We start from the raw sequence: 23,187 nt of genomic DNA, 5'->3' as shown, positions 1-23,187 counted from the left end.
ATTATTTAATGATAATCATCGTAAAAAAGTTAATTTATCACTTAACCATTCTTTAAACTCATAAAAGTTAGTTGGGGCAACACCGTGGCCAACAGGAAATTCAGAATATTGGTATTTAATGTGTAAACTGTCTAATATTTTTGGTGATTGTCTAGCCCATTCAACAGGGATTACTTGATCTACACTACCATGAGAACAGTAAAAATTTAAATGACTATAATCTTTATCGGTTATACTCTCTGGTATAATATTAGTATTTATGTAGCCACTTAACGCTATCACTTGCTTCACTTTTTCTGGATAGGTTAGGGCAACAGCATAACTTAAAATAGTACCTTGGCTAAATCCAAGTAAGGTGATATTGTTTTTATTAACGGGGTATTTATTACAAGCTTCATCAATAAAAGTTGCTATTAAATCTCTCGATTCTTTGGCTTGTTCATCATCACTCCATTTGCCCTTTTCGGCATCAAAATTTATAGCATACCAAGCGTTACCATAAGGTTGTAACGGATAAGGTGCTCTTACCGAAATGATAAAAAGCTCTTCTGGTAATTCTGAAGCAAAAGAAAATAAATCATTTTCATCGCTACCATAACCATGAAACATAATTAGTAATGGCGCATTTTCTTTTAATGCTGAAGGTCTTGTAATATGATGTAAACTCAAAAGTTAAGGTATTTTGTTATTGTACGTTTCTAAACCAATCTTGAAACATTTCTCCAAGTACAGGAATAGGTTTTGTTTCTCCTTTAAAAGCATGATATATTCCAAACAACCAGCATACAAAAGTAATAGTCCAACAGGCTGTTCCTAACCAGCTATTAACATATTTTTCAATAACATTAGAGCAAATTAACATGATAACTAACCCTAACATTTGTCTCATATGATAAGACGTAAAAGGGTTTTTCTTTTCCATATTCATAACAAAAGCAACAATAAGACCAACAAAGGTAAAATAACTTACTATGGCTAATGTTTTTCCTTCTTCTATGGTTGATTGGTTCATAAGTGAATTACGATTTTAATGCGATTTTATTATTTGAAATAATACCATAAACCTGTCCTTTTAAAGATTGACCATCAAAAATGCTGTTTTTTGATGTTGATACTATAGCATCTTTATCAAAAATGTATTTTTTATTAGGGTTAAATAGTGTGATACAAGCTTTATTCCCTAAATTAATACTGTTATTTTTAATATTAAATCGTTGTTTTCCTTTTGTAAGTACATCAATAGTCTTTTTAGTTGTAAATAGGGTGTTTAATGCACCAAATGCCGATTCTAAACCTATAGTTCCATATAAAGCGTGATCAAATTCTACTTTTTTATGTTCAATATCAATAGGCGTGTGGTCTGAGGTAACCATGTCTATAGTACCATCTTTAACCCCTTCAATTAAGGCATCAATATCGTTTTGAGTTCTTAACGGTGGCATGACTTTATGGTTGGTATTAAAATCCTTTAACGTGTTATCCGACAAGAATAGATTATGAATAGCAACACTACAAGTCACGTTTAATTTTTTCTTTTTAGCCTCACGTATTAAATCAACCGACTTTTTTGTTGAAATAGTAGGAATATGAAGCTTTCCTTCGGTGTATTCAAGAATAAATAAATCTCTGGCAATATGTAAATCTTCGGCTAAGTTGGGAATTCCTTTTAAACCAATAGATGTGCTCATGAAATTCTCATTCATAACACCTAATCCAGCAATGTTTTTTTCAAATGGAAACGAAAGCACTAGCCCATTAAAGCCTTGTGCATATTGTAGCGCTATTTTTAAAAGATTAGGGTTTGTAATTGGGCTTTTATAATCGCCAAAAGCAATAGCTCCAGCGTTTTTCATATCAAACAATTCGGCTAAATCTTTCCCATGACTTTGTTTTGTTAAAGCGCCAATAGGTAGCATGGTTACAGCATTATTATTAGATTTATCTCTTAAAAATGTAACATTAGATGCCGTATCGATAACTGGGTTTGTGTTGGAATTTAATGCGATATGTGTAAAGCCTGAGTAAGCTGCTGTTTTAAGGCCATTCTCGATGGTTTCTCGTTCTTCAAAACCAGGTTCTCCAAAAGAAACGCTACTATCAAACCAGCCTTGAGAAACATGTAAATTGTGTAAAGCGATTTCTTTGTAATTATTCGTGTTTTTTATGGATTTGGCAATATTTTTTATAGTGCCATTTTCAATAAGAATATCGACAGTTTCATTGTGAAAATCACTTTTAGTGTCAATTATAGTGGCAGATTTAATTAATGCGTTCATTTAAGATATTTTAGTAAGAGCATTTCTATTAATACGAAAACCATGGCAAAAATAACAAACCATTTCCATAGCTCGTTAATATTGGTCTCACTTTTTATGTCGCTTAAAACTTTTGGAACCGAATTATAGGTTTTTAATCCTTCAAAAATAGATAAATCTTGATAAGCTAACTGGCTTTCTTCTCGAAGGTAATTATAGCTAACTTGTTGTATAATTTTATTGTTGTGGATAATATTATAAATGCCAGCTGTAGTTAAATAATTGTTGGTTGTAAGGGTAACTTTATTTGCAAACGATTGTTGCTGCGGGATATACTTTTCGCTGTTTAATTCTAGAGTTAAAATGTCGTCTTGGTTAAGCGATATTGGAACATCAAACGATGTTGTAGTACCTAAATTATTATATAAACTTGGTGTTTTTAAGCTTTGCGCACCTATATTATATAGTGTAGGAACTATTAAAGGGGAGTTTTGAAATGTTGCATTCTCAAGGTTTATAGGCGATGTAAATACATACAAGGTACCATTTTGTGCCAAAAATGGACTTCCATCTTCATATTTTAAAATATTAGAATAACGGCTACCTGTCAAGTTATAAAAACTGTTAACTTTTGGATACTGAAAATTGTCTACCTTATTATTAAATACATTTTGAAATGTAGGATGGTCATAATTTATAGAAGTAATATTTTTCTCAGTATTTAAAAGCTGAGTAAACTTTAATCCATAGGCTGCTAATAAATTATTATATGTTGATAATGTTCCAGTTTTACTTGGAATAAATATAATGTGTCCACCATTTTTGGTAAAAGCATTTACCGAATTTATTAAAGGCGTTGGCAAATCTTTAATTTCATTAAGTATAATAAGATTTTTGGATTCTATATTGCTGTAATTAAGGTTGTTAGTGTTGTTTATGGTTAGGTCAAACTCATTATCAGAAAAAATACGTTTTAGGTAATTGCTATTTTCCTCTTCAATTACAAGCACTTTAATTTTTTTAGCCGAATTAATATTAAAATACAAATCGTTATCAAACTGCAAACTGTTATCGGTAATAGATATTTTACCTTGTATGCTATCTTGTTTATTAATTGTAAAAATGGCTTTGTTGCTATTGTTTAAATCGACCGCTGTTTTTGCAATTAATTTGTTGTTATTAAATAATGATACAGGAATGTTGTTGGTAAAATTTTGACTACTTTTTATACTTGCAGTTAACTCAAATAACGAAGCTGTTTCCTTAGAAATATAAAGCGAATCTATAGTTAAATTATTAACCGACTCTGGAATTAATTGCACTGGTTTAAGTACAATATTACTGTTTTGTTTAGGCTTAAAAGGAATATCTTTTTGTTGAAAATCTGAAATAAAAATAAAGTTTTTAATACTGTTTTTGGTACTAAATAGTTTTTCTCCTTTTAAGTAAGCTGCATCATAACTTAGTTGTTTATTAGTATAGTTTAATTGTAGTAATTCATTTTTTATGCCATTTATAGTTGTGTTTTTAAAAGTTGTATTATTTGTAAAAACAGACACTTGACTTGTACTAGAATATTGCGAAATTAAATCTTGTACAGCACGTTTAAACAATTCGCCTTGTTTTCCTTTAGCTTGCATACTAAAAGAATTATCTAGGTATATAACTGTTTCTAAAGGTTTATTTAAGGCATTAGATTTGGACGTGTACGGTTGCGCAAAAGCAATAATTAATGCCGTTAATAAGCAAAGTCTACATAGTAATACCAACCACTTTTTTAACTGGGAACTTTTTCTGGTTTGTAGTGTAACTTTTTTTAGAAAAGCAACATTGGTAAACGCTTGCTTTTTAAACTTACGTAATTGAAATAAATGAACAATAACAGGAATAATAAGTGCGAAAAGCGCATATAAAATTTCGGGGTGTTTAAATTGCATTCCAGTTAGGTTTAATACAAAAATAACGTTTACACTTAAAACAAAAACCTTTTAACAACAAATTAGTTTTAGCAGAAAAAAAAGTAATCGTGCATTGCTGTCATTTTTAAGTCATTAAAATAGTTTTTTATGATGGTTTGTTGTTTTGTATTGGCAACAGTAATAATACTTTGCGGATTATCTAATTGTTTAAGATACTCAAAAGGTAACATAGGTTGCTGATACACTTTTTTGTTGATTTTATTAGGATTGTTACATATCCAGAAAAAAGGCATGTTTTTATTAATTAAACTTTTAGCAATATGTTTTCCTTTAAATCCTGCGCCCCAAATAGCTAAAGGTCTCTTGTTATCGTAATCTATTTCTAAAAAATAGTTCAGCTTAATATCTAAAAAGTAATTTTGCGCATAATGTTTATGTGTTCTTGACGTACGTGAACCATAATCACGCCAATGGTGCAAAATAGTATCACAAGGAATACATGTTAAACCATACTTATAAAACCTGAAGGTTAAATCATAGTCTTCTGGATAGCGGTTTGGGTTAAATGCTTCACAGTGTAACAAATCGGTTTTATAAACCATCCAACAAGGGGAAGGAATAACACATTCTTTATAAATTTCAGAAAAGTTATTGCCTTTCATACTAAGTTTATTAAGCCATTTTTCATACTTTAAATAACCATTGCTAATACCTGTTTTATTAAAATACCTAACAAGTCCTATGGCTACATGATGTTTACCGTATTTTACTAGATTTTCTCTAAGCTTTTCAAGCTTATAATTAGGCATAATATCATCACTATCCATACGTGTAATAAACTCTCCATTGGCTTTAGACAAGGCAAAACGCAAGGCTTCAATAATACCAATACCATCCGATTTAAATAGTTTTATCCTATTGTCAAGTTTAGCATAAGCCTGTACAACTTCATAACTGTTATCTGTAGAACCATCATCAACAATAATAAGTTCCCAGTTTGTATACGTTTGCTTTAGAATAGATTCTATACATTCTGGAATATAATTAGCGGTGTTTTTAAAAGGCGTAAGAATACTAATAAGATCGTTCTGCATGTCACGAAGATAATAATTTACGCTTTTAACAAAATCTTAAGGATAATAAATGTAACACATAATATTTTTGAGCGTCAACTAAGCACATTTAAAACACAAAACATGAAAAAAACATTTGCTATTTTAGGCATTAGTACACTTTTAGTCGCTTGCGGCTCTTCTAATAAAGTTGCCGATGATCTAGCTGTAAGCACGCCAATTGCTTCAAAAATTGATTTAACAAAGGTTGAGAACGATCAAGTTCCAGTAACTATTAATCCAGGACGATTTACTACCGAAACAGTAACATATCGTTTACCAAAAGTAGTTCAAGGAACATATTCGGTAAGTGATTTTGGAAAATATATAGAAAACTTAAAAGCTTTTGACTATGATGGAAATGAGCTTACTGTTGAAAAAAACGACACCAATACATGGACTATTGCTAACGCAAAGAGTCTAGATTATATTACCTATTGGGCAAATGATACTTTCGATCAGGAAGTAACAGGTGGTATAGGAGGTGACGTGCCTTTTTCGCCAGCAGGTACAAATATAGAACCAGATAATTATGTATTGAACTTACATGGTTTTGTAGGGTATTTCGATTCGCTTAAAAACAATCAGTATAAATTAGATGTTGTATCACCAGCCGATTTTGTTAGAACTTCAGCATTACAAAATGTAGCTGAAACAACTTCTGCCGATGGTAACACAGTTACTACAAGTTATTTTGCACCGCGTTATTTCGATATTACAGATAACCCAATGATGTACGGAAAACTAGATGTTGAAGAATTTCAAGTCGGTGATATTAAAATTGTATTAAGCGTATATTCTCCTAACAAAACACATACGGCTGCTCAGATAAAAGAGACTATCTATAAAATGATGCAAGCACAGAAAACTTATTTAGGCGATATTAACAGTACACCACGTTACGATATTTATTTATACTTATCTCGTGGCGATGAAAAATCACCTAAAGGATTTGGTGCCTTAGAACATCATACATCAACAGTGGTAGTTATGCCAGAAGCGATGCCATTTAACGCACTTTCTGCAAGTATGACAGATGTGGTTTCTCATGAATTCTTTCATATTGTAACACCATTAAGTGTACATTCTGAAGATGTACATTATTTCGATTATAACAACCCAACATTTTCAAAGCATTTATGGATGTATGAAGGGGTTACCGAATATTTTGCAACACTTTTTCAGGTAGATCAAGGACTTGTTAGCAATGATGATTTTTACACTAAAATCATGGATAAAATTAAAACCTCAAGAGGTTTAGATGATACCATGAGCTTCACTATAATGAGTGAAAATATTTTAGATGAACCATACGCAAGTAACTATTACAATGTTTACCAAAAAGGAGCTTTAATTGGTATGTGTATCGATATTTTAATGCGTGAAGAAAGTAATGGTAATCGTGGTATTTTATCGTTAATGAAAGAACTTTCTATGAAATACGGTAAAAACAAACCATTTGAAGACGATAAAATTTTAGAAGAAATTATTGCTATGACTTATCCTTCAGTAGGACACTTTTTAAACACTCATGTTGTAGGAGATACGCCAATTAATTACAACGAGTTTTTCGAAAAAGTAGGATTAGAAATGGGAGAGAGCAGAGTAAAAACAAACTATATTCAAAATGCAGGAACCTTAATTGTTAGTGCTAATGCACAAGCAGGTACTATTTTCTTTACAGAAGCTGTAAAAGAAAATAGCTTTTGGAACGAGCATGGCGTACAACCAAACGATGTTATTAAAGCTATAGATGGTGAAGAAGTAACCTTGCAAAACGCCCAAACTATCTTCCAAAAGGTATTTATGTGGCAACCAGGAACCGATATGGAGATGACTCTTTTAAGAGATGGAAAAGAAGTGACTATAAAAGAAACTTTAGAGCAATCTTACACAACTGGAAGAACCCTTAAAGAAAAAGAAAATGCTACCGACGCACAAATTGCGTTACGTAAAGCATGGTTAAAAGGCTAATCTTTTTCTCAATAAATTAAATAAAAAACCACGCTTAAGGCGTGGTTTTTTATTCTTAATATTTAGCAGCTTTTCCTGTAGATGATGTTTTGGTAATAAACGCCCTTAAATCGTCGTTTGCTTTAATAAGGTCGTCATGTCTTAAATACATCATGTGGCCGCTTCTGTAGCCTTTAAACATAAAACGATCTTTCATTTTACCACTAGGATCTACTTGCCACATAGTATATTTGGCATTAAAATAGGTGGTTGCCCCATCGTAATAACCAGATTGTATAAGCACATTTAAGTAAGGGTTAGCTGCCATAGCTTGTCTTAAACGCTCTCTAGTGTTATCGTTTTGTCTATCCCATGGATGCACATTGCCAAACATATTGTATTTAGCATCGGTTTTAAAATTTAATTGCTCTTTAATGTAATAATTAATAGCTGGCGTAAACGAGTGTAACCACGACGATAATTCGGCATTATAATCGGGTGATGTACCTGCATCGGTTTTGTCTAAACCTAAATATCTAGAGTCTAATCTACCTATGGTATGTCCACTTTTATCACGTAATAAAGCTTTCCAGAAAAATGATGTTGGAACATCTAAATTATGTTGTAGAATATCATTTGTTGATAACCCTGAATAGTAGGCCATTTTATTGGCAATGGTTTGTTTTTCTTCTTGAGCAATAAACCCACCTTTTGATAACGCTGGTAATAAAGTACTAATACTATAATTTTCAACTTCTGGTAAAATATCAAGTAAGTCTTTTTGTTGTAATTCGCTAGGTAATGCTTTGTGGTACCATGCTGCAGCAGTATAATATGGTAAGTTTAATGCAGATGCTGTTGGATTACCACGATAAATAACTTTATAATCGGCAGGAGATACCATGATAACACCATTTAAGTACATCCATTGACTATTTTGTAATTCTTCAGAAAGTCCCATAACTCTAGTGCCTCCATAACTTTCACCAATGATATATTTAGGCGATTCCCAACGATTATAACGACTTACAAAGGTATTCATCCATTCGGCTAAATACTTGATATCGGCATTAATTCCAAAGAATTTGTCGCGGTCTGGATATTTTCCTTCTTTATTTTTTATCATACGTGAATACCCTGTATTTACAGGGTTTATAAAAACAATATCGGCCACATCTAAAATGGAATTTGGGTTATCTTTAACTCCATAAGGTTGAATAGGATAGCCTTCATCATCAATATTTAACACTTTTGGTCCTGTATAAGCTATATGCATCCAAACAGAAGCAGAGCCTGGTCCGCCATTAAATGAAAATATTAATGGACGTTGCGAGGCTTTATTCACATTATCTCTTTTGTAGTAAGTGTAGAATAGTGTAGCAATAGGATCTCCGTTGTTGTCCCAAACGGGTTGGGTGCCTGTTTTAGCTGTATAATTAATTTGTTTTCCGTTTACAGTAATACTATTTGATGTTGTTACTACAGTATCAACTGGTACTAATCTTGATTGTGCATGAGATATTACACCTATGAGTGTAATTAAAAGCAATAACGAATAACGTATCATAATAATGAGTTTTTGTAAAGATAAGCGAAGTTTTTAAAATCCTTCGAAAACGCCTAAGCCAAATAAAGCAAAATCATATTTTACGGGGTCTTTAGGATCTAGTTTTCTTAAGCTATTATCTAATTCTTGTAAGGCTTTAGCATCGTTTTGTTTTCTTTTAAGAAGTCCTAATTTTCTGGCAACATTTCCTGAATGAACATCTAGTGGACAGGATAATTGAGAAGGCGATAGACTTTTCCATAAGCCAAAATCTACACCAGAGTTATCGTTTCTTACCATCCATCTTAAAAACATATTAAGGCGTTTGGCTGCAGACTTTTTTAAAGGATCGCTAATGTGTTTTTGAGTTCGTGGTTGGTGCTCTATTTGAAAGAATGTTTGTTTAAATTTATGAATAGCAAATTGTAACGAATCTACTTGTGCATATGTTTTAAAAACATGTTCGAGCCCTTCATGATTGGTGTAAATATGCTGTAATCCTTTTATAAATGTTTGAAAATCTAGCCCATTAAATGTGCGATGTACAAAAGGTTGAAGCTGTTCTAAATCAGTTTCTGAATGGTTTAATACAAAATCGTATGGTGAATTCCCCATAAAATCCATCATTCTTTTGGCATTTTTTATAATGCTTTTTCGATTGCCCCATGCAATAGTGGCCGATAGAAATGCGGCTATTTCAATATCTTCTTTTTTACTGAATTGATGCGGGACTTGAATAGGATCGGTTGTAATAAACCTTGGGTTATTGTATTGATCAACTTTTTGATTGAGGAAGGTTTTTAAATCGTCTTTATTCATAACGCACTAAAATACTTTTTTTAGACGAGATATTAAGGAACGATTTTTTTAGAGATAAAACCGTCTTTTAAATTGTTTGTTCGCTGTTGTGGAATAGTTTTGAAGTATTTTTTAAAATAATCTAACTGTTGTTTATTTAATGCAGGTAATGGCGCATTATGTGTTCCCCAGAAAAAATCACTAGTTGCAGGAGAATAAAAAACAGTATTTCCTTCCTTTATTTTCTTGTAAGTTATTTGGTTTTCATTCGTGTTTTCATGAGGAATTATGATGGTTCTCCATGAAATGTTTTTTAAACTATTAGGTATTGGTAGTTGCTTTGTTACTGGTAACATGCTAAGACTTGTAAAGATAATACTAACAACTAAAAGTGTTATAATAGCTTTTTTATGTTTGAATAGTTTTGCCGCTAATAAACATGTAAAAAATAATACAAACCCGAGATAAAACCTAAGTTGCGGCGATGTTATTAAGAGTGTAAATAATTGTACTACCGCTACAATATAAATCAGGCTTAATGCTTGTTTTTGTTTTAATTTCCTATAAACTAGTGGTGTTAAAAGGAATATAGTTAATGCCATAAGATTTAATATACTATCTATACCATTATTGGTAAGCCAATGTATTATGTGTTGTAGACTATTTGAAGTATTGTATGTGTTTGGCGTAAGCCCATAACCATAGGATTTTAAATATTGAAACAAATAGCCTTCAACCGATGTTGGTAATGCCCAAGAGGTTTTTAGTGTTTTAATTGTAGTTAATGGGTAAATAGGATTTCCAGTGATGATTATATTCTTGACAATTAAAATACTACTAGTTATGATAAGTAATACCAACGCAAATTTCATTACTTTTTTAGTATGTATTTTACACTTAAATGTAAGCATCATTGGTATTAAAATATACCAGAATGTGGTAGCTTTTATAAGCCATAAGGTTGCTGTAAGTATCCAAAGTGATTTTAAGTTGTTCGTATTTGGTGAATTTTCGTATGATAGAGCAAGATATATGATTAAAATTCCTAAGGAATAAACAGGTAAATCGGTAGATGGCGAAGCAATAAGCATAAAACCTACTACATTGGTAATTGGCCATAAACCTATAATAAGATCGTAATAGTTTTTATTTTGATTGTTGATATACTTGTTAAGCTTTTCAAATGCAAAGAGATTTATTAAAATAAGTATTAATCCGTTTAAATCGTTAAGGTTATTAGTTACAAAACCAAATCCAAAAATACTTTGTAGGACATGCCAACCCGACGCTTGTCCTAAAAACGGATGCAAATTAATTAAGCCAGTTACCATACCATATTGTGTAAACCATTTTATGGATTGCACGTAGTAAGATTCGTTATCCGGAAGTGTTGGTGGTCCTGCACACTTTAATATTACAAGGATTGTAGTTATTAAAAAAAAGACTTTAAAAATAGTGTTCAGCTGAAAAAAACTAGTAAAAGCATTTTGATATAATGTGATAACCTCTTGCTTATATTTTATAGCAAGTAATATTGTAATAATAACTAATACAATATGTATTCCTATACTTAAAGGTGCCACCATAGCCCAAAGTAGTCCTAGTACGATAATACCAAAAATACCGTGTGTAATTGTTTGTACAGGATGATTGTTATGTATGCGAAACAGATGGTTTATACCTATACCAACAATGCCTAAAATTACAAGAATGTAACAATAGGATAGAAGTATAAGTAGCATATTTTTTATAGGTTAGTGTTAGGTACTAATGTAGGTATTTTAAGTAATATTTTTAATGTTTAAAATTACCATATTTCTTATCAACTTATAACTCAACTGGGGTAACAACAAAACCTAATGCTTGTAATCGTGATAAAACCCCACAATTACGCGTAAGATGAAGATAGCCTAAAGCGACAAAACAGTTTTTATTTTTTAAAAAGTTAGGTAAAACTTTCATCCAATTTTGGTTACGTTGTTTTATTAAAATGTTATCTGGGCAGTCTTCGGTTAGTTTATAGTCTAAATTAAAGTTCCGGTACTTTTCTGTAAAAAAACAATCACCCTTTTCAAGTTTATTACGACTTAATTTTTTTATAAAAAGATGAATCGTTTTTTTCTCATCTTTCCAACTAGGAAAATTATGTTCTTTTGCAATAAAATTTAGTTGCATACTATCGGTCTCAAGCCCTAAACACTCAATTTTATTCTGTTTTGCAATATGAATGAGATAATTGTCAAAATGATCCCATTTATCAGTAGGCTTAACGGTTTTGCATTTTATTTTTTGAAATTCTTGTTGTAGTTTCCAACTCAATTCTATAGGGTGAAGTTTATATAAATCGACTTTCCAATTAACACTTATTTGTTTTAATTTTTTTAAATCTCTTTTTTTAAGATAGTTTTCAATATCTAACGATCTATCTCTTTGCGCAATCATGTTTCGCGTATCTTGTGGATTGGCAGTCGATTCGAATATAGCAAGTTCTGAACGTAATAATACTTTTTTTAGTTCTGGTATATTATCAACGAAAGAATTCCCAAACTGATGAAAGGTCCCTACCACATAACTTGTTTTCTTATTAATGGTATCAGACACTTTCCAAAGAATAGTATTTTGCCCTAGTGCAAAGTAAGATAAAGTAAAAAAGACACAAAAGCTAATAACGAGTTTCATATAAATAAATGTACTATTTTTTATATGATGTTATTATGTAAATGTGTAATTATTTTGAAATATATTGAAATTGTAAATTACAACTCATCAACAATATTACCATCAACCATAGTTAATTTACGATCGGCCATGTTGGCAAGTTCTTCATTATGAGTAACAATAATAATGGTTTGCCCAAACTCGTCCCGAAGTTTAAAGAATAGATTGTGTAAGTTTTCGGCACTTTCGCTATCAAGGTTTCCAGACGGTTCGTCGGCAAAAACAACTTCGGGCTTGTTAATTAAAGCTCTAGCAACGGCAACACGCTGTTGTTCGCCACCCGAAAGCTCGTTAGGTTTGTGATTACAACGGTGCTTAAGCCCAAGAAACTCTAAGAGTTCCATAGCACGTTTTTCGGCTTTTACTTTAGATGTTCCTTTTATAAATGCTGGTAAACACACATTTTCTAAAGCCGTAAATTCGGGTAATAATTGGTGAAATTGAAAAATAAAACCAATATGCTCGTTTCTAAATTTAGCTAAAGCTTTATCTTTTAAGTTAAACACATTTGTATTATTAATAGTAAGGCTACTAGCTTCTTTTTTAGAGGCTATATCTAAAGTGCCTAAAATATGTAATAAGGTTGTTTTTCCTGCTCCAGAAGCTCCTACAATAGAGACAACTTCTCCTTTTTTTATGTTTAGGTTTACACCATTTAAAACATGTAAATCGCCGTAGTATTTATGAATATTTTTTGCTGTAATCACGTTGGTTGTAACTTTGCTGTGAAAATACCATTTTAATTTTAAAACACGACATTATGCTTTCTTTTTAAACTTGTTTTTTATAGTGTTAAAATCAATAAAATAGACTAATCTTAAAGAGAAAGTATGTTGAATAGGTTGCTGAAATAAGGTGTCTAAGCTTTCAAAATAGGCTTTCGAGGCTTCATTAGAATTTTCGAATAACTGATTACGATATAAAGCCGACAATAAACTACCAGGAGCAAATTGCCAAGTGTAAGAAAGATCTAAATTCCATGTATTAAAATTTACATCTGGGTTAGATATATCTGTTGTTGTAAAAGCTTCTTCTTGAGAAAGCCTTCCGTTTTCTTGTAAGGTATATAAATTGTCGTGATAAGTAACAGTAGACCAATAATTACGAAACGTGAGTGTAAGGGCATTTACAGCATTAAAATTGTAGTTCCCACTCAGGCTGTTTACTACAGTTCTACGGTCTCGCTGTCCAAAAATAATATGGTTGTCTTGCTTGGTGACAAAGCCGCGGTCACCATTATAGTTATCGAATTCGTAACTATACACCAAAATAAATTTTTCGCTAAATTTAATTCTAGGACTTATACTATACCAATAATTAAAAGCATCTCTATTGTTTTCTAAAATTTCTGCTGCTCCTAGGCTTGTGTCTAAAGCAAAGGTATTGTTGTAGTTTGATGATATCCATGTATTAACATTGTACTTGTTTTCGTAAATAAAATGATAGCCTTCTGTGCGAGGCTCAAAATAATCATATTGTTTACCAGGTTCAAAAGAAGCACTAGCACCAAAAGAATGAAGCTTTTTATTGGTGGCATTAAAACTAGATCCTATATTAGTTCCTGTGTATGTACTCGGCTTTAAAAGTCTGCTGTAATCTATCCACAAGTTTGCGTTGAATGTATTAAATGTTGTTGTTGGTTCGAAAATACGGTAAGAAACATCAGCAGAGAAGTTATTGTAGTTATTTCTAAATATAACGCCTAGGTCATTAATATCGTAATCATCATTAGCGAGGTTGTGGTAAATACCGTAACGATAGTTTCCGTTAATTTTACGTAAACCTAATTCCGAACTAAATCCTGTGCTCATACCATTGGGTGTATTAACGTTACTCGTTTTAAGCTGTCCAGTTACGTTAATAGTATTGCTTTTATTAGTAATGTCTGCAAGTACTCCTGTAACATTAGCATCTCTAAAGTGACCGTTTCTAGTCACGTTAGTATTAATTAAACTCACAGAGGAATTTCCGTTAAATTGCTGGTCGACTACAAAAATGTTATAGTTAGTTAGTGGTTCTACCACTTCGTTTCTGGTTTCTCCTGTTACTGTATTTTTAATTTTTGCGTTTGTTTTTTCGGTAATAGCATTAAAAAAACCAATACCTAAACCATTTTTTGTACGTCCAGACACTTTAATAGCATTAAGAACTTTTACTTTTGAAGGATAATCGGTAATTTCTTCATCGCTAGATAAGTTAGGTCTTCCTACTGGCGCACTTCCCACGCGTCTGGAATAAAATAAGCCTCCTTTATTAAAAAGGTCGACTCCTTCGGTAAAAAACTGACGTTGTTCGGCAAAAGTCTGCTCAAAAGGCCCTAAATTAAGTTGCACATCATCAAAACCTGCTTGACTAAAATCCGGGATTAAAGTGGCATCAAGCGTGAAGTTTTCGCTAATCCCGTATTTTAAATCTAAGCCAAGCGTAAACTTGTCTTCAGAGTTGCCATCTTGTGTAGTATATAAGCCAGATGCAAAAGGATAAAAGCTTAATCGGGTAGGAGGTTGGATGTTTTTTATTCCTGTAAGTTCGCCATGATAAAGACCAATATTACCTTTTGTAGGGTCGATAGGATTCCAGGTATATTGTGATCTATCGGTACGAAAATGTCTATGAAATTGTATGCCCCAAGTTTGCACTTCTTTATTTGAAAAACGCAAACAACGATATGGTATTTTCACTTCAATAACCCAACCATTACTTACTATTTTAACAGCACTTTCCCAAACAGCATTCCAGCCAAAATCTTCTCCTATGCTTGGCGATGCTAAAGCATCGGCTTGGTTTCCAGAAGGAAATACGAAGAATTCGGTGTCGTTTTGTGCATCATTATTAGGATTGAGTATAATACCAAAGAAATCCTGTTGTCCAAAATTGTCTCTTTGGTTAAATTGTTTCATAATATCCTTAGGCTTATCATGCAAAAATGCCGCAAAATATATGGCATCATCATCGTAAGTAGCTTTTACACTTGTTTTTTGGTGTGATGGCAACGTGTTACCAACATCTGGTTTAAATTGAATAAAATTAGTAGCTTCTTGGGCGTCTTTCCAAGCCTTATCATCAATAACACCATCTATTTTAGGTGGTGTAGTAGTACGTTTTATATTAAGATGTTTTTTTTCTTGAGCTTGTATGCTAATACATATAATAAAAAAGTATATGAAGACGGTTACCAGTCTCATTGTTAGTTGGGATTGTTTAGTTGTTAAATACCATAAAGACTACGGTAGTGTGCAAATGTTACAAGGTTAATCGCAAAACTAGGGTTGTTTTTTGGTTTTAGGTGCTAAGTAAACGTTAAAACATTGTTTGCAGTATAAAACACACCTTATTTGTACTATTATTTTTTTGTCTATTTTTATACTTTATAAGACTTAATATGCTATATAAACATTTTGAAGAGTATAATATGCAAGTAACCGACGATGTTAAAGATCGTTATAAGCATATTATAGAAGATTTAGGAGAGGATACTTCTAGACAAGGATTATTAAAAACACCAGAACGTGCCTCGAAAGCCATGCAGTTTTTAACGCAAGGCTATCATCAAGATGCTGCAGAAATTTTACGTAGCGCCATGTTTGATGAATCGTATAATGAGATGGTAATTGTAAAAGATATTGAGTTATACTCGTTGTGCGAACATCATATGTTGCCCTTTTTTGGAAAAGCTCATATTGCTTATATACCAAATGGAAAAATAGTAGGCCTAAGTAAAATACCTAGAATCGTTGATGTTTTTGCAAGACGTTTACAAGTACAAGAACGCCTTACCGAGCAAATTTTAGATTGTATAAACGATACCTTAAAACCTCAAGGTGTTGCCGTAGTTATAGAAGCTTCGCATATGTGTATGATGATGCGTGGTGTACAAAAACAAAATTCTGTGACAACTACTTCAGGGTTTAGAGGGCAATTTGAAAAGATTGAAACTCGTAACGAGTTTTTAAAACTTATTAGTGAAAAGCTGTCTTAAGTTTGGTGCGATTTTTGTCTTAATATTAATAAAACCAAAATATTATAATGAATGACAAAATATAAAAAACTAGGTTTAAGCTTACTTTTAGATGCTTGTGGTTATATTTCTTTCGTGTTTCCTCCGTTTGATTTTGTGTGGGCACCACTTTCCGCATGGATTATGACCAAATTATACAAAGGCAAACAAGGAAAAGTAGCTGCAGTAATCTCTTTTATTGAAGAAGCTTTACCGTGGTTAGATGTTATACCAACTTTTACTTTAATGTGGTTATACACTTATGTATTTAAACAAGAACAACTAGTTAAAGAGCAAGATTAAATATAAAAAAGGCAGTTATTAATAAACTGCCTTTTTTAATTTTTATATGCTATAATGTAATCCTATTGTAATATTTCGTCCCATATTATTTAAGCCATCATATTTTAAACGAGATAAATGATTAACATAAGATTTGTTAGTAAGGTTGGTTCCTGAAATGGTAATTTCTAACGGATTATTAAAAACCTTAACCATACCTCCAAATCCAGCACTTAATAAATTGTAACCATTGGTTTTGGTTTCAAAAGTGCTGACATTATTTTGTTGAAAAGTTGACTTTAATCTTACAAAAGCAAATCCGTTATTCAACCAATTCGTATTGTACTCTACACGTAATGTGTTGTTAATAGAATTAGCTGGTATAAGCGGTAAATAGTTGCTATTATCTTGCTTACCCGTCACTGTTTCAAAACTACTTTCTAAATGTAGCCAATGTACAGGATGTGGATGCAAATGAAATCCTATTTCACCACCATATAATTTAGCATTATCTTGAATATAGTTGTATACAGGATTTTCTTCTATTTCGGTACCATCGGGTGATAAGAAAATATAATTGTTAATATGGTTATAGAAACCGTTAACAAATAACTCTACATGCTTATTTTTGTATTCTAAGTTTACATCTAGCTGTATATTTTGTTCATTATCCAAGTTGATATTTCCAATTTCGTAACGATTAGAACCATGATGTATACCATTTGATGTTAGTTCGGCTAAATTAGGTGCTCTAAATCCAGATGCTACATTTAAACGTGCGCTAATACTTTTTGTTAGGTTTGTTTTAAAACCAATAGCTCCATTAAAACTGTTAAAGTTTCTGTTTAAAGTATTGTAATCTAAGGTGATTTTACGGTTATCGTATCTTGCCCCAAGTTGTACATCGAGATTAGTAAAGTGAATGTGTGTAGTTGCAAGTATACCTATGTCATTAGTTGTAGCATTTGGTATTAATTCTTCTTCGCCATAATTTGTATTGGTTTGATGCATACCTTGTATACCAACTATAGTTTCAAACCTTCCCATTTTGGGTAAGTTGTACTTGACATCGTAATTAAATGTTTTTAATTTCATGTGAAGCGATGGATGTTCTTCTTCATGATTTTCCTCTTCATGAGAATCATGCTCGTCTTCATCTTCGTGATGATCCTCATCGGCATGGTCATCATGCGCGTCGTGTTCATGATGGTGTTCATCTTCAAACTCCTTTCGGTCGTTATAGGTATATCCTAAATTAATATCTAAGCTCGAATTGTTAAAAAACACAGTAGATTTAGAACTAAAAATATGATTTGTTAATTCTTGATTAGGCAGAAGTGGTGTTACATTTGTCGATTGGTCGCCTATTTCTTCTGGAATTCCAATTTTAGAGGCATTAATATTATAACGAAGCTCTGTTTTAAAATTGGTATCTTGAAATCCTAATCCTGCTTTAAAGTCTTTTTCTGTAAATCTAGTATTAGTAATACGATAATCTTTAGTATCATAATCGGCGTGTTCTGCCATACTTCCTCTAAATAGGACTTTAAATTTTTCACCTGACGCTTTATACCCTGCAGATGTGTTAAACCCTTGTGTGTTAGAAAAATATCGACCTGATATATTAGCTTGAGATTCGTTTGAATTTGCAAACCTTTCAGGATTTAAATATAAAACACCTCCTAAGGCATCGCTACCGTAAAGTAGAGAAGAAGGGCCTTTAATAACCTCGACACTTTCTATACCGGCATCGTTAATTCCCAGTCCATGTTCGCTACCAAATTGTTGGTTTTCTAACCTAACGCCTTGTGTATAAACTAATACCCGATTAGAGCTTAAACCACGAATAACAGGTTTTCCAATACCTGTTCCAGTAGTAACACTTTCAACTCCAGCTATGGTTGTAATACCATCGGATAGCGTAACTGCTCCTTTGGTTTTTAGTTCTTGAATACTTTTACGTTCAACTTTCATCACATTTTCACTTTGCAATTTGTGAAAAGGTGTAGAGATAATGACTTCTTCCATTTCGATAGCTGAAGGTGTTAATGAAAAACTAAACGTCTTTTCAGTAGGAAATGTTATTGTAGAGGAATAGGTTTCGTATCCCATAGAAGATATAATTATTTTATAGTCTCCGGTGGGAATATTTTCTAGAGAGAAATCTCCATTTTCGTTGGTTGTTGTGCCTTTTTCTAATTCTGGTAAATATACCGATGCATATATTATAGGTTGCGATGTTGATGCATCAAACACTTGCCCTTTTATTGTGTTTTGGGCATATAAAGCGGGTAATACTAATAGTAGTATTACACTTAAAATACTTTTCATGTAATAAAATTTTAAATGGTTTTTTGTTTAAAAAATGTTCTAAATATTAACCATTTTGTGGAGGCCCACGGAGTGAAAAGGGGAGTTTTTGATAATCGCTTACAAAATGATATTGCGATAAAATTGGACTGTGATTGTCCTTAAACTCGAGTATTTGGTATGAATGTGCTGTAAATGTAAAACTAGAGTTTACTTTAAATTTATAAAACTCACATTCCATATCGAAGTTATGAATATGTGCACCATCAGTACCTAAACATACTTCGTGTTTGTGATGACTAAAGATGTGAGCAAACTTTTGCACAGTAGGCACTAGTAATGTAACTACAAGAAGTATTGTAGTTATTTTATAACCTATGTGTTGTTTTGTTTTGTGCATTTAGTCTATAAAACGTTTTAGGCCAAAACGGCGTAACATTTTCTTTTCAAATTCCCAAAAAAACTTAAATTGTCCAAATAGCCACCCAAAGCTGACTAAGAGAATTTGGTAAAAAATAAGGCCAATGATAATAAAAAGCACCCAATAAATGATAGGGTTTAAGTTTTCTTTAGTAATTCCTAACAATTTTAAAATAGGTCTTCCTATATATGCTGATGTAGACCCTGTAATGGCAAATACAATAAACACGCGAATCATCTCCCAACGGTAATCGAGAATCCATTTGTGTTTTAATTTTTCAAAAATCCAAAGTGTTAGCTTAATTAAAGTAAAGCTTATTGCTATTGTACCAAAGGGAATTAAGTACACCTTATCTATTAAAAGGGATGTTAATTTAAAGGCACTATAACCTATACCTACTATGCCAAGGGCAGGAAATAGGAGTTGCCAATTCTTTTGAATTTCCCAACGTTTTTTAAATTTATCCATAGCTTTTTTAGCTATGCAAATATACATTAAATCCTTGGAACAAATCCTGCTAATTGTTGCTTATACTTTAGTTGAAAGTAAATGAAGTAATTATAGAGCTTATAGTTAAGCTCGTAACCGTAATCGATGTTTTTTTGATAGTTTATCTGCATTTCGTATAGGTTAGGATTGTAACGTTGTGGTTGTAACACACGTTGATTCCATTCGGTGACATAAATCCAATTCCTATTTTCCAAAAAAGATTGCGAGTAGAACCCTTCTGGTTTTGCAGTAGATACTAACCATGTATTAAATCCTGGTTCAATAATAATAATTTCGTATTCAATTTCATCACTGGATATTCTTACGGTGTCGTTTTCTACCGTTTGTTTAGTTTCATGATTAGAGGTTACTGTTTTTGATGTTTTACACCCAATAAGTAACACACAAACTATTATTGCTAAATGCCATGTTTTCATGGGATTACTTTCTTATAAAAATACAAAAAATAAATGATGTTTTTAATAGATGAATTAAAAAAGCCAAACAAATCTGTTTGGCTTTAATACTTGTTTTACTAGTCTAAATATCTATGTTACTTTCCAAATAATCCGCCAAGTAAACCACCTAAACCGCTTTTCTTTTTACTGGCTCCAAGAACCATACCTGCAACATCATCAACAACACTGCCATCGCCATCAGCATCTAAGATAGACTCTAAAAAGCTTTGTTCGTTTTTAGTATCATTACCACCAAGTAACCCACTAAGCATACCGCCTAAATCGTTTTGCGAACTTACATTGTTTTGACGGGCTTGTTTACCTAAAACGCCCATTAAAATTGGCGCAGCAACTTTAAGTATATTGGCAACCGAACTCGTATCTAATCCGGCTTTTTGTCCTATAACTTGCTCAACGCCTTCTTTTTTGCTTCCTAGTATGTGTCCTAAAATTTTATCGCCATCATTTTTAACTTCATCATCAACGCCACCGCCAAATAAACCACCTAGGTTATTTAATATACTACCATCGTGTTTACTGCTATTTATGGCTCCCATAAGGTTTTGTGCGCCTTCATCTGTAGAGGCGTTTCGCTCCATGGCTTTCATGAGTACGGGCAAAGCCATAGTTAAAACGCTATTCGTTTTACTTTGATCGGTTCCTGTAGAACCTGAAACACCGCTAATAATGGTTTTTCCAACATCGCTGTTTAATAAGTCTAATATTCCTGACATAAGTTTATTTTTTATTGATTAAATGAATAAATAACAAGGTACAAAAAAAGTCCTAATGGTAATTATTAGGACTCGTTTTTAATGATTTGGTCACATGTTATTTTAGTAATTCTATTATTTGTGACGCTAGTTCTGTACCTATTCTATCTTGAGCTTCATTGGTAGCTGCACCTGTATGTGGTGTTAAGGATAAAGAAGGGTTCATTAATAGTTGTACTTCTGGCGATGGTTCTTTTTCAAAAACATCTAAGGCAGCACGAGCTACTTTGCCAGATTCTATAGCATTAACTAAAGCAACTTCATCAATTACACCACCACGAGCAGCGTTAGCGATTATAACACCTTCTTTCATAGTATTAAACTCTTCAGCACCAATAATGTACTCTTTTTGTGCTGGAACGTGAAGTGTAATAAAGTCAGATTGTTTTAAAACGTCATCTTTAGCTACCGTTTTTATGTTGAAGACTAGTTTTTGGCCATCGAAAAATTCTAGTTCTAAATCTGCTGTTTCAATGTAAGGATCGAAAGCAACTACTTTCATGCCTAAACCAATGGCAACTTTAGCAGCGGCTTGTCCAATTCTACCAAAGCCAATAACACCAATGGTTTTTCCTTTAAGCTCTGTGCCTTTAGCATAACTCTTTTTTAAATCTTTAAATTTTGAGTCACCTTCTAAAGGCATATCACGATTGGCATTGTGTAAAAACCTGGAAACTCCTAATAGGTGAGCAAAAACAAGTTCTGCTACCGAGTGTGAAGATGCAGCAGGTGTATTAATAACATGTATGCCTTTTTCTTTGGCATAGGCTACATCTATGTTATCCATGCCAACACCGCCACGACCAATTAGTTTAAGGTTAGGGCAACCATCTATGACATCTTTTTTAACTTTTGTAGCACTACGTACTAAAAGAACATCAATATTATTGTCGTTTATATAATTGATTAGTTGCTCTTGGGCAACTTTTGTTGTGATAACTTCAAATCCTGCTTTTTCAAGTGCATCAATTCCACTTTGCGACACACCATCGTTTGCTAGTACTTTCATTTTTTGGTTTTGTTTTATGCTTTTCTTTCTAATTCGCTCATAATTTCAACAAGTACTTTTACACTATCTAATGAAAGTGCATTGTACATAGAGGCTCGATAACCACCAACACTTCTGTGGCCATTAAGACCATTTATTCCGGCTTCTTTCCACATGGTGTCGAAGGTGTCTTTTAGGTTTTCGTTTTCTAGTGTGAATGTTGCATTCATAAAAGAACGGTCTTCTTTTGTAGCGTAGCCTTTAAATAAAGGATTCAAATCAATTTCTGAATACATTAATTGTGCTTTCTTTTCATTTTCTTTCTCAATAGCAGCAATACCTCCTTTATTTTTTAGCCATTGTAGGGTAAGCATAGAAGTGTAAACAGCAAAAACAGGCGGTGTATTAAACATACTACCTTTGCCTATGTGTATTTTATAATCCATCATAGATGGAATTTTACGCGACACTTTACCTAAAACATCTTCTTTTACAATAACTAATGTTGTTCCTGCAGGCCCCATATTTTTTTGGGCTCCTGCATAGATGATATCAAATTTTGTAAAATCTAGAGTGCGTGAAAAAATATCGCTACTCATATCGCACACCATTGGGATAGGCGAGTTTGGAAAGGCTTTCATTTGGGTCCCGAAAATGGTGTTATTAGACGTGCAATGAAAATAATCGTAATTTTCTGGGATGTCGTAACCTTTGGGAATGTAATTAAACCCCGCGTTTTCTGATGAGGCAACTTCATAGATGTCATCAAAAATTTTGGCTTCTTTTATGGCTTTGCTACTCCAGGTTCCTGTATTTAAGTAACCGGCTCTTTTTTCAAGCATATTTAAAGCTACCATTAAAAACTGTGTACTAGCACCACCTTGTAAAAATAAGGCTTTGTAACCTTTTCCTTCTAAACCTAGAAGTTCTAAAGCTAAAGATCTTGCTTGTTCCATAATATCGACAAAAGCTTTACTGCGATGCGATATTTCTATTAAAGATAATCCGTTGTCGTAATCTAGTACTGCTTGCGCAGATTTCTCCATGACTTCTCTAGGCAAAACACATGGTCCAGCGCTAAAATTATGTCTTTTCATTAGTTAAATATGTTGTTTGATTTAGCCCTAAGAGTATTTTTTATGATTGATGATACTAATAGTCTAAAATT

21 protein-coding genes are annotated in these 23,187 nt (G+C 32.5%); 3 read left to right on the top strand and 18 right to left on the bottom strand.

The features are described from left to right. Positions 1 to 15 precede the first annotated feature (15 nt). From EJA19_RS11805 to EJA19_RS11785, 5 genes are all read right to left on the bottom strand, one after another. A complete protein-coding gene (locus tag EJA19_RS11805) occupies positions 16 to 669 on the bottom strand; it encodes an alpha/beta hydrolase (protein ID WP_125468579.1) in 654 nt (217 codons plus the stop codon). A gap of 16 nt (positions 670 to 685) precedes the next feature. Continuing rightward, positions 686 to 1,012 carry a DUF4870 domain-containing protein gene (locus tag EJA19_RS11800; protein ID WP_125468578.1) on the bottom strand — a complete coding sequence of 109 codons (327 nt, stop codon included), beginning with the start codon at positions 1,010 to 1,012 and terminating at the stop codon, positions 686 to 688. 7 nt (positions 1,013 to 1,019) lie between these two features. After that, positions 1,020 to 2,276, bottom strand: a complete 1,257-nt coding sequence (locus tag EJA19_RS11795) for a dihydroorotase (protein ID WP_125468577.1) — start codon at positions 2,274 to 2,276, stop codon at positions 1,020 to 1,022. Beyond that, a complete protein-coding gene (locus EJA19_RS11790) occupies positions 2,273 to 4,192 on the bottom strand; it encodes a BatA domain-containing protein (RefSeq protein WP_125468576.1) in 1,920 nt (639 codons plus the stop codon). The genes EJA19_RS11795 and EJA19_RS11790 overlap by 4 nt, the downstream gene beginning before the upstream one ends. Before the next feature lie 68 nt (positions 4,193 to 4,260). Continuing rightward, a complete protein-coding gene (locus EJA19_RS11785) occupies positions 4,261 to 5,268 on the bottom strand; it encodes a glycosyltransferase family 2 protein (protein ID WP_125468575.1) in 1,008 nt (335 codons plus the stop codon). A gap of 102 nt (positions 5,269 to 5,370) precedes the next feature. Here EJA19_RS11785 and EJA19_RS11780 point away from each other — a divergent pair, with 102 nt between their 5' ends. Then, positions 5,371 to 7,260 carry a M61 family metallopeptidase gene (locus tag EJA19_RS11780; protein ID WP_125468574.1) on the top strand — a complete coding sequence of 630 codons (1,890 nt, stop codon included), beginning with the start codon at positions 5,371 to 5,373 and terminating at the stop codon, positions 7,258 to 7,260. 55 nt (positions 7,261 to 7,315) lie between these two features. Here the strand turns inward: EJA19_RS11780 and EJA19_RS11775 are convergent, their stop codons facing one another. From EJA19_RS11775 to EJA19_RS11750, 6 genes are all read right to left on the bottom strand, one after another. After that, positions 7,316 to 8,806 (bottom strand): S10 family peptidase, encoded by a 1,491-nt coding sequence (locus EJA19_RS11775; RefSeq protein WP_125468573.1) that lies wholly within the window; start codon positions 8,804 to 8,806, stop codon positions 7,316 to 7,318. Between the two features lie 33 nt (positions 8,807 to 8,839). Next, complete coding sequence (locus EJA19_RS11770) at positions 8,840 to 9,604, bottom strand: TIGR02757 family protein (RefSeq protein WP_125468572.1); 765 nt, start codon at positions 9,602 to 9,604, stop codon at positions 8,840 to 8,842. A gap of 32 nt (positions 9,605 to 9,636) precedes the next feature. Then, positions 9,637 to 11,325, bottom strand: coding sequence for an LIC_10190 family membrane protein (locus tag EJA19_RS11765; protein ID WP_125468571.1), 1,689 nt, complete (start codon positions 11,323 to 11,325; stop codon positions 9,637 to 9,639). Positions 11,326 to 11,410: 85 nt separating this feature from the next. Then, positions 11,411 to 12,262, bottom strand: a complete 852-nt coding sequence (locus EJA19_RS11760; RefSeq protein WP_125468570.1) for a TraB/GumN family protein — start codon at positions 12,260 to 12,262, stop codon at positions 11,411 to 11,413. Positions 12,263 to 12,339: 77 nt separating this feature from the next. Beyond that, a complete protein-coding gene (locus EJA19_RS11755; protein ID WP_125468569.1) occupies positions 12,340 to 13,008 on the bottom strand; it encodes an ABC transporter ATP-binding protein in 669 nt (222 codons plus the stop codon). A 51-nt stretch (positions 13,009 to 13,059) separates the two neighbouring features. Then, the gene (locus EJA19_RS11750; RefSeq protein WP_125468568.1) at positions 13,060 to 15,486 is read right to left on the bottom strand and encodes a DUF5916 domain-containing protein; all 2,427 of its coding nucleotides are present in this window, start codon (positions 15,484 to 15,486) and stop codon (positions 13,060 to 13,062) included. A gap of 197 nt (positions 15,487 to 15,683) precedes the next feature. On the opposite strand from EJA19_RS11750, the gene folE reads away from it, so the two are divergent. Next, positions 15,684 to 16,280 (top strand): GTP cyclohydrolase I FolE, encoded by a 597-nt coding sequence (gene folE / locus EJA19_RS11745; protein WP_125468567.1) that lies wholly within the window; start codon positions 15,684 to 15,686, stop codon positions 16,278 to 16,280. Positions 16,281 to 16,331: 51 nt separating this feature from the next. Beyond that, positions 16,332 to 16,601, top strand: coding sequence for a hypothetical protein (locus EJA19_RS11740; RefSeq protein ID WP_125468566.1), 270 nt, complete (start codon positions 16,332 to 16,334; stop codon positions 16,599 to 16,601). A 42-nt stretch (positions 16,602 to 16,643) separates the two neighbouring features. On the opposite strand, the gene EJA19_RS11735 is transcribed toward EJA19_RS11740, so the two are convergent. The 7 genes from EJA19_RS11735 to serC all read right to left on the bottom strand — a co-directional run bounded on the left by EJA19_RS11735 (position 16,644) and on the right by serC (position 23,116). Beyond that, entirely contained in the window at positions 16,644 to 18,911 is a 2,268-nt protein-coding gene (locus tag EJA19_RS11735) for a TonB-dependent receptor (RefSeq protein ID WP_125468565.1), read from the bottom strand. Positions 18,912 to 18,957: 46 nt separating this feature from the next. Beyond that, positions 18,958 to 19,290 (bottom strand): hypothetical protein, encoded by a 333-nt coding sequence (locus tag EJA19_RS11730; protein WP_125468564.1) that lies wholly within the window; start codon positions 19,288 to 19,290, stop codon positions 18,958 to 18,960. Beyond that, positions 19,291 to 19,779, bottom strand: a complete 489-nt coding sequence (locus EJA19_RS11725; protein WP_125468563.1) for a DUF6787 family protein — start codon at positions 19,777 to 19,779, stop codon at positions 19,291 to 19,293. A 26-nt stretch (positions 19,780 to 19,805) separates the two neighbouring features. Then, on the bottom strand, positions 19,806 to 20,237 hold the full coding sequence (locus tag EJA19_RS11720) for a DUF6146 family protein (RefSeq protein WP_125468562.1): 432 nt from the start codon (positions 20,235 to 20,237) through the stop codon (positions 19,806 to 19,808). 116 nt (positions 20,238 to 20,353) lie between these two features. Beyond that, entirely contained in the window at positions 20,354 to 20,992 is a 639-nt protein-coding gene (locus tag EJA19_RS11715) for a DUF937 domain-containing protein (protein ID WP_125468561.1), read from the bottom strand. A gap of 97 nt (positions 20,993 to 21,089) precedes the next feature. Then, positions 21,090 to 22,040: a D-2-hydroxyacid dehydrogenase gene (locus EJA19_RS11710; RefSeq protein WP_125468560.1), complete on the bottom strand. Its 951-nt coding sequence runs from the start codon at positions 22,038 to 22,040 to the stop codon at positions 21,090 to 21,092. A 14-nt stretch (positions 22,041 to 22,054) separates the two neighbouring features. Beyond that, positions 22,055 to 23,116 (bottom strand): 3-phosphoserine/phosphohydroxythreonine transaminase, encoded by a 1,062-nt coding sequence (gene serC, locus EJA19_RS11705; RefSeq protein ID WP_125468559.1) that lies wholly within the window; start codon positions 23,114 to 23,116, stop codon positions 22,055 to 22,057. Between the last annotated feature and the right edge of the window lie 71 nt (positions 23,117 to 23,187).

The organism is Mangrovimonas spongiae, assembly GCF_003944795.1.
Taxonomy (GTDB): Bacteria; Bacteroidota; Bacteroidia; order Flavobacteriales; family Flavobacteriaceae; genus Mangrovimonas; species Mangrovimonas spongiae.
This window is presented reverse-complemented; position numbering and strand designations above follow the sequence as displayed.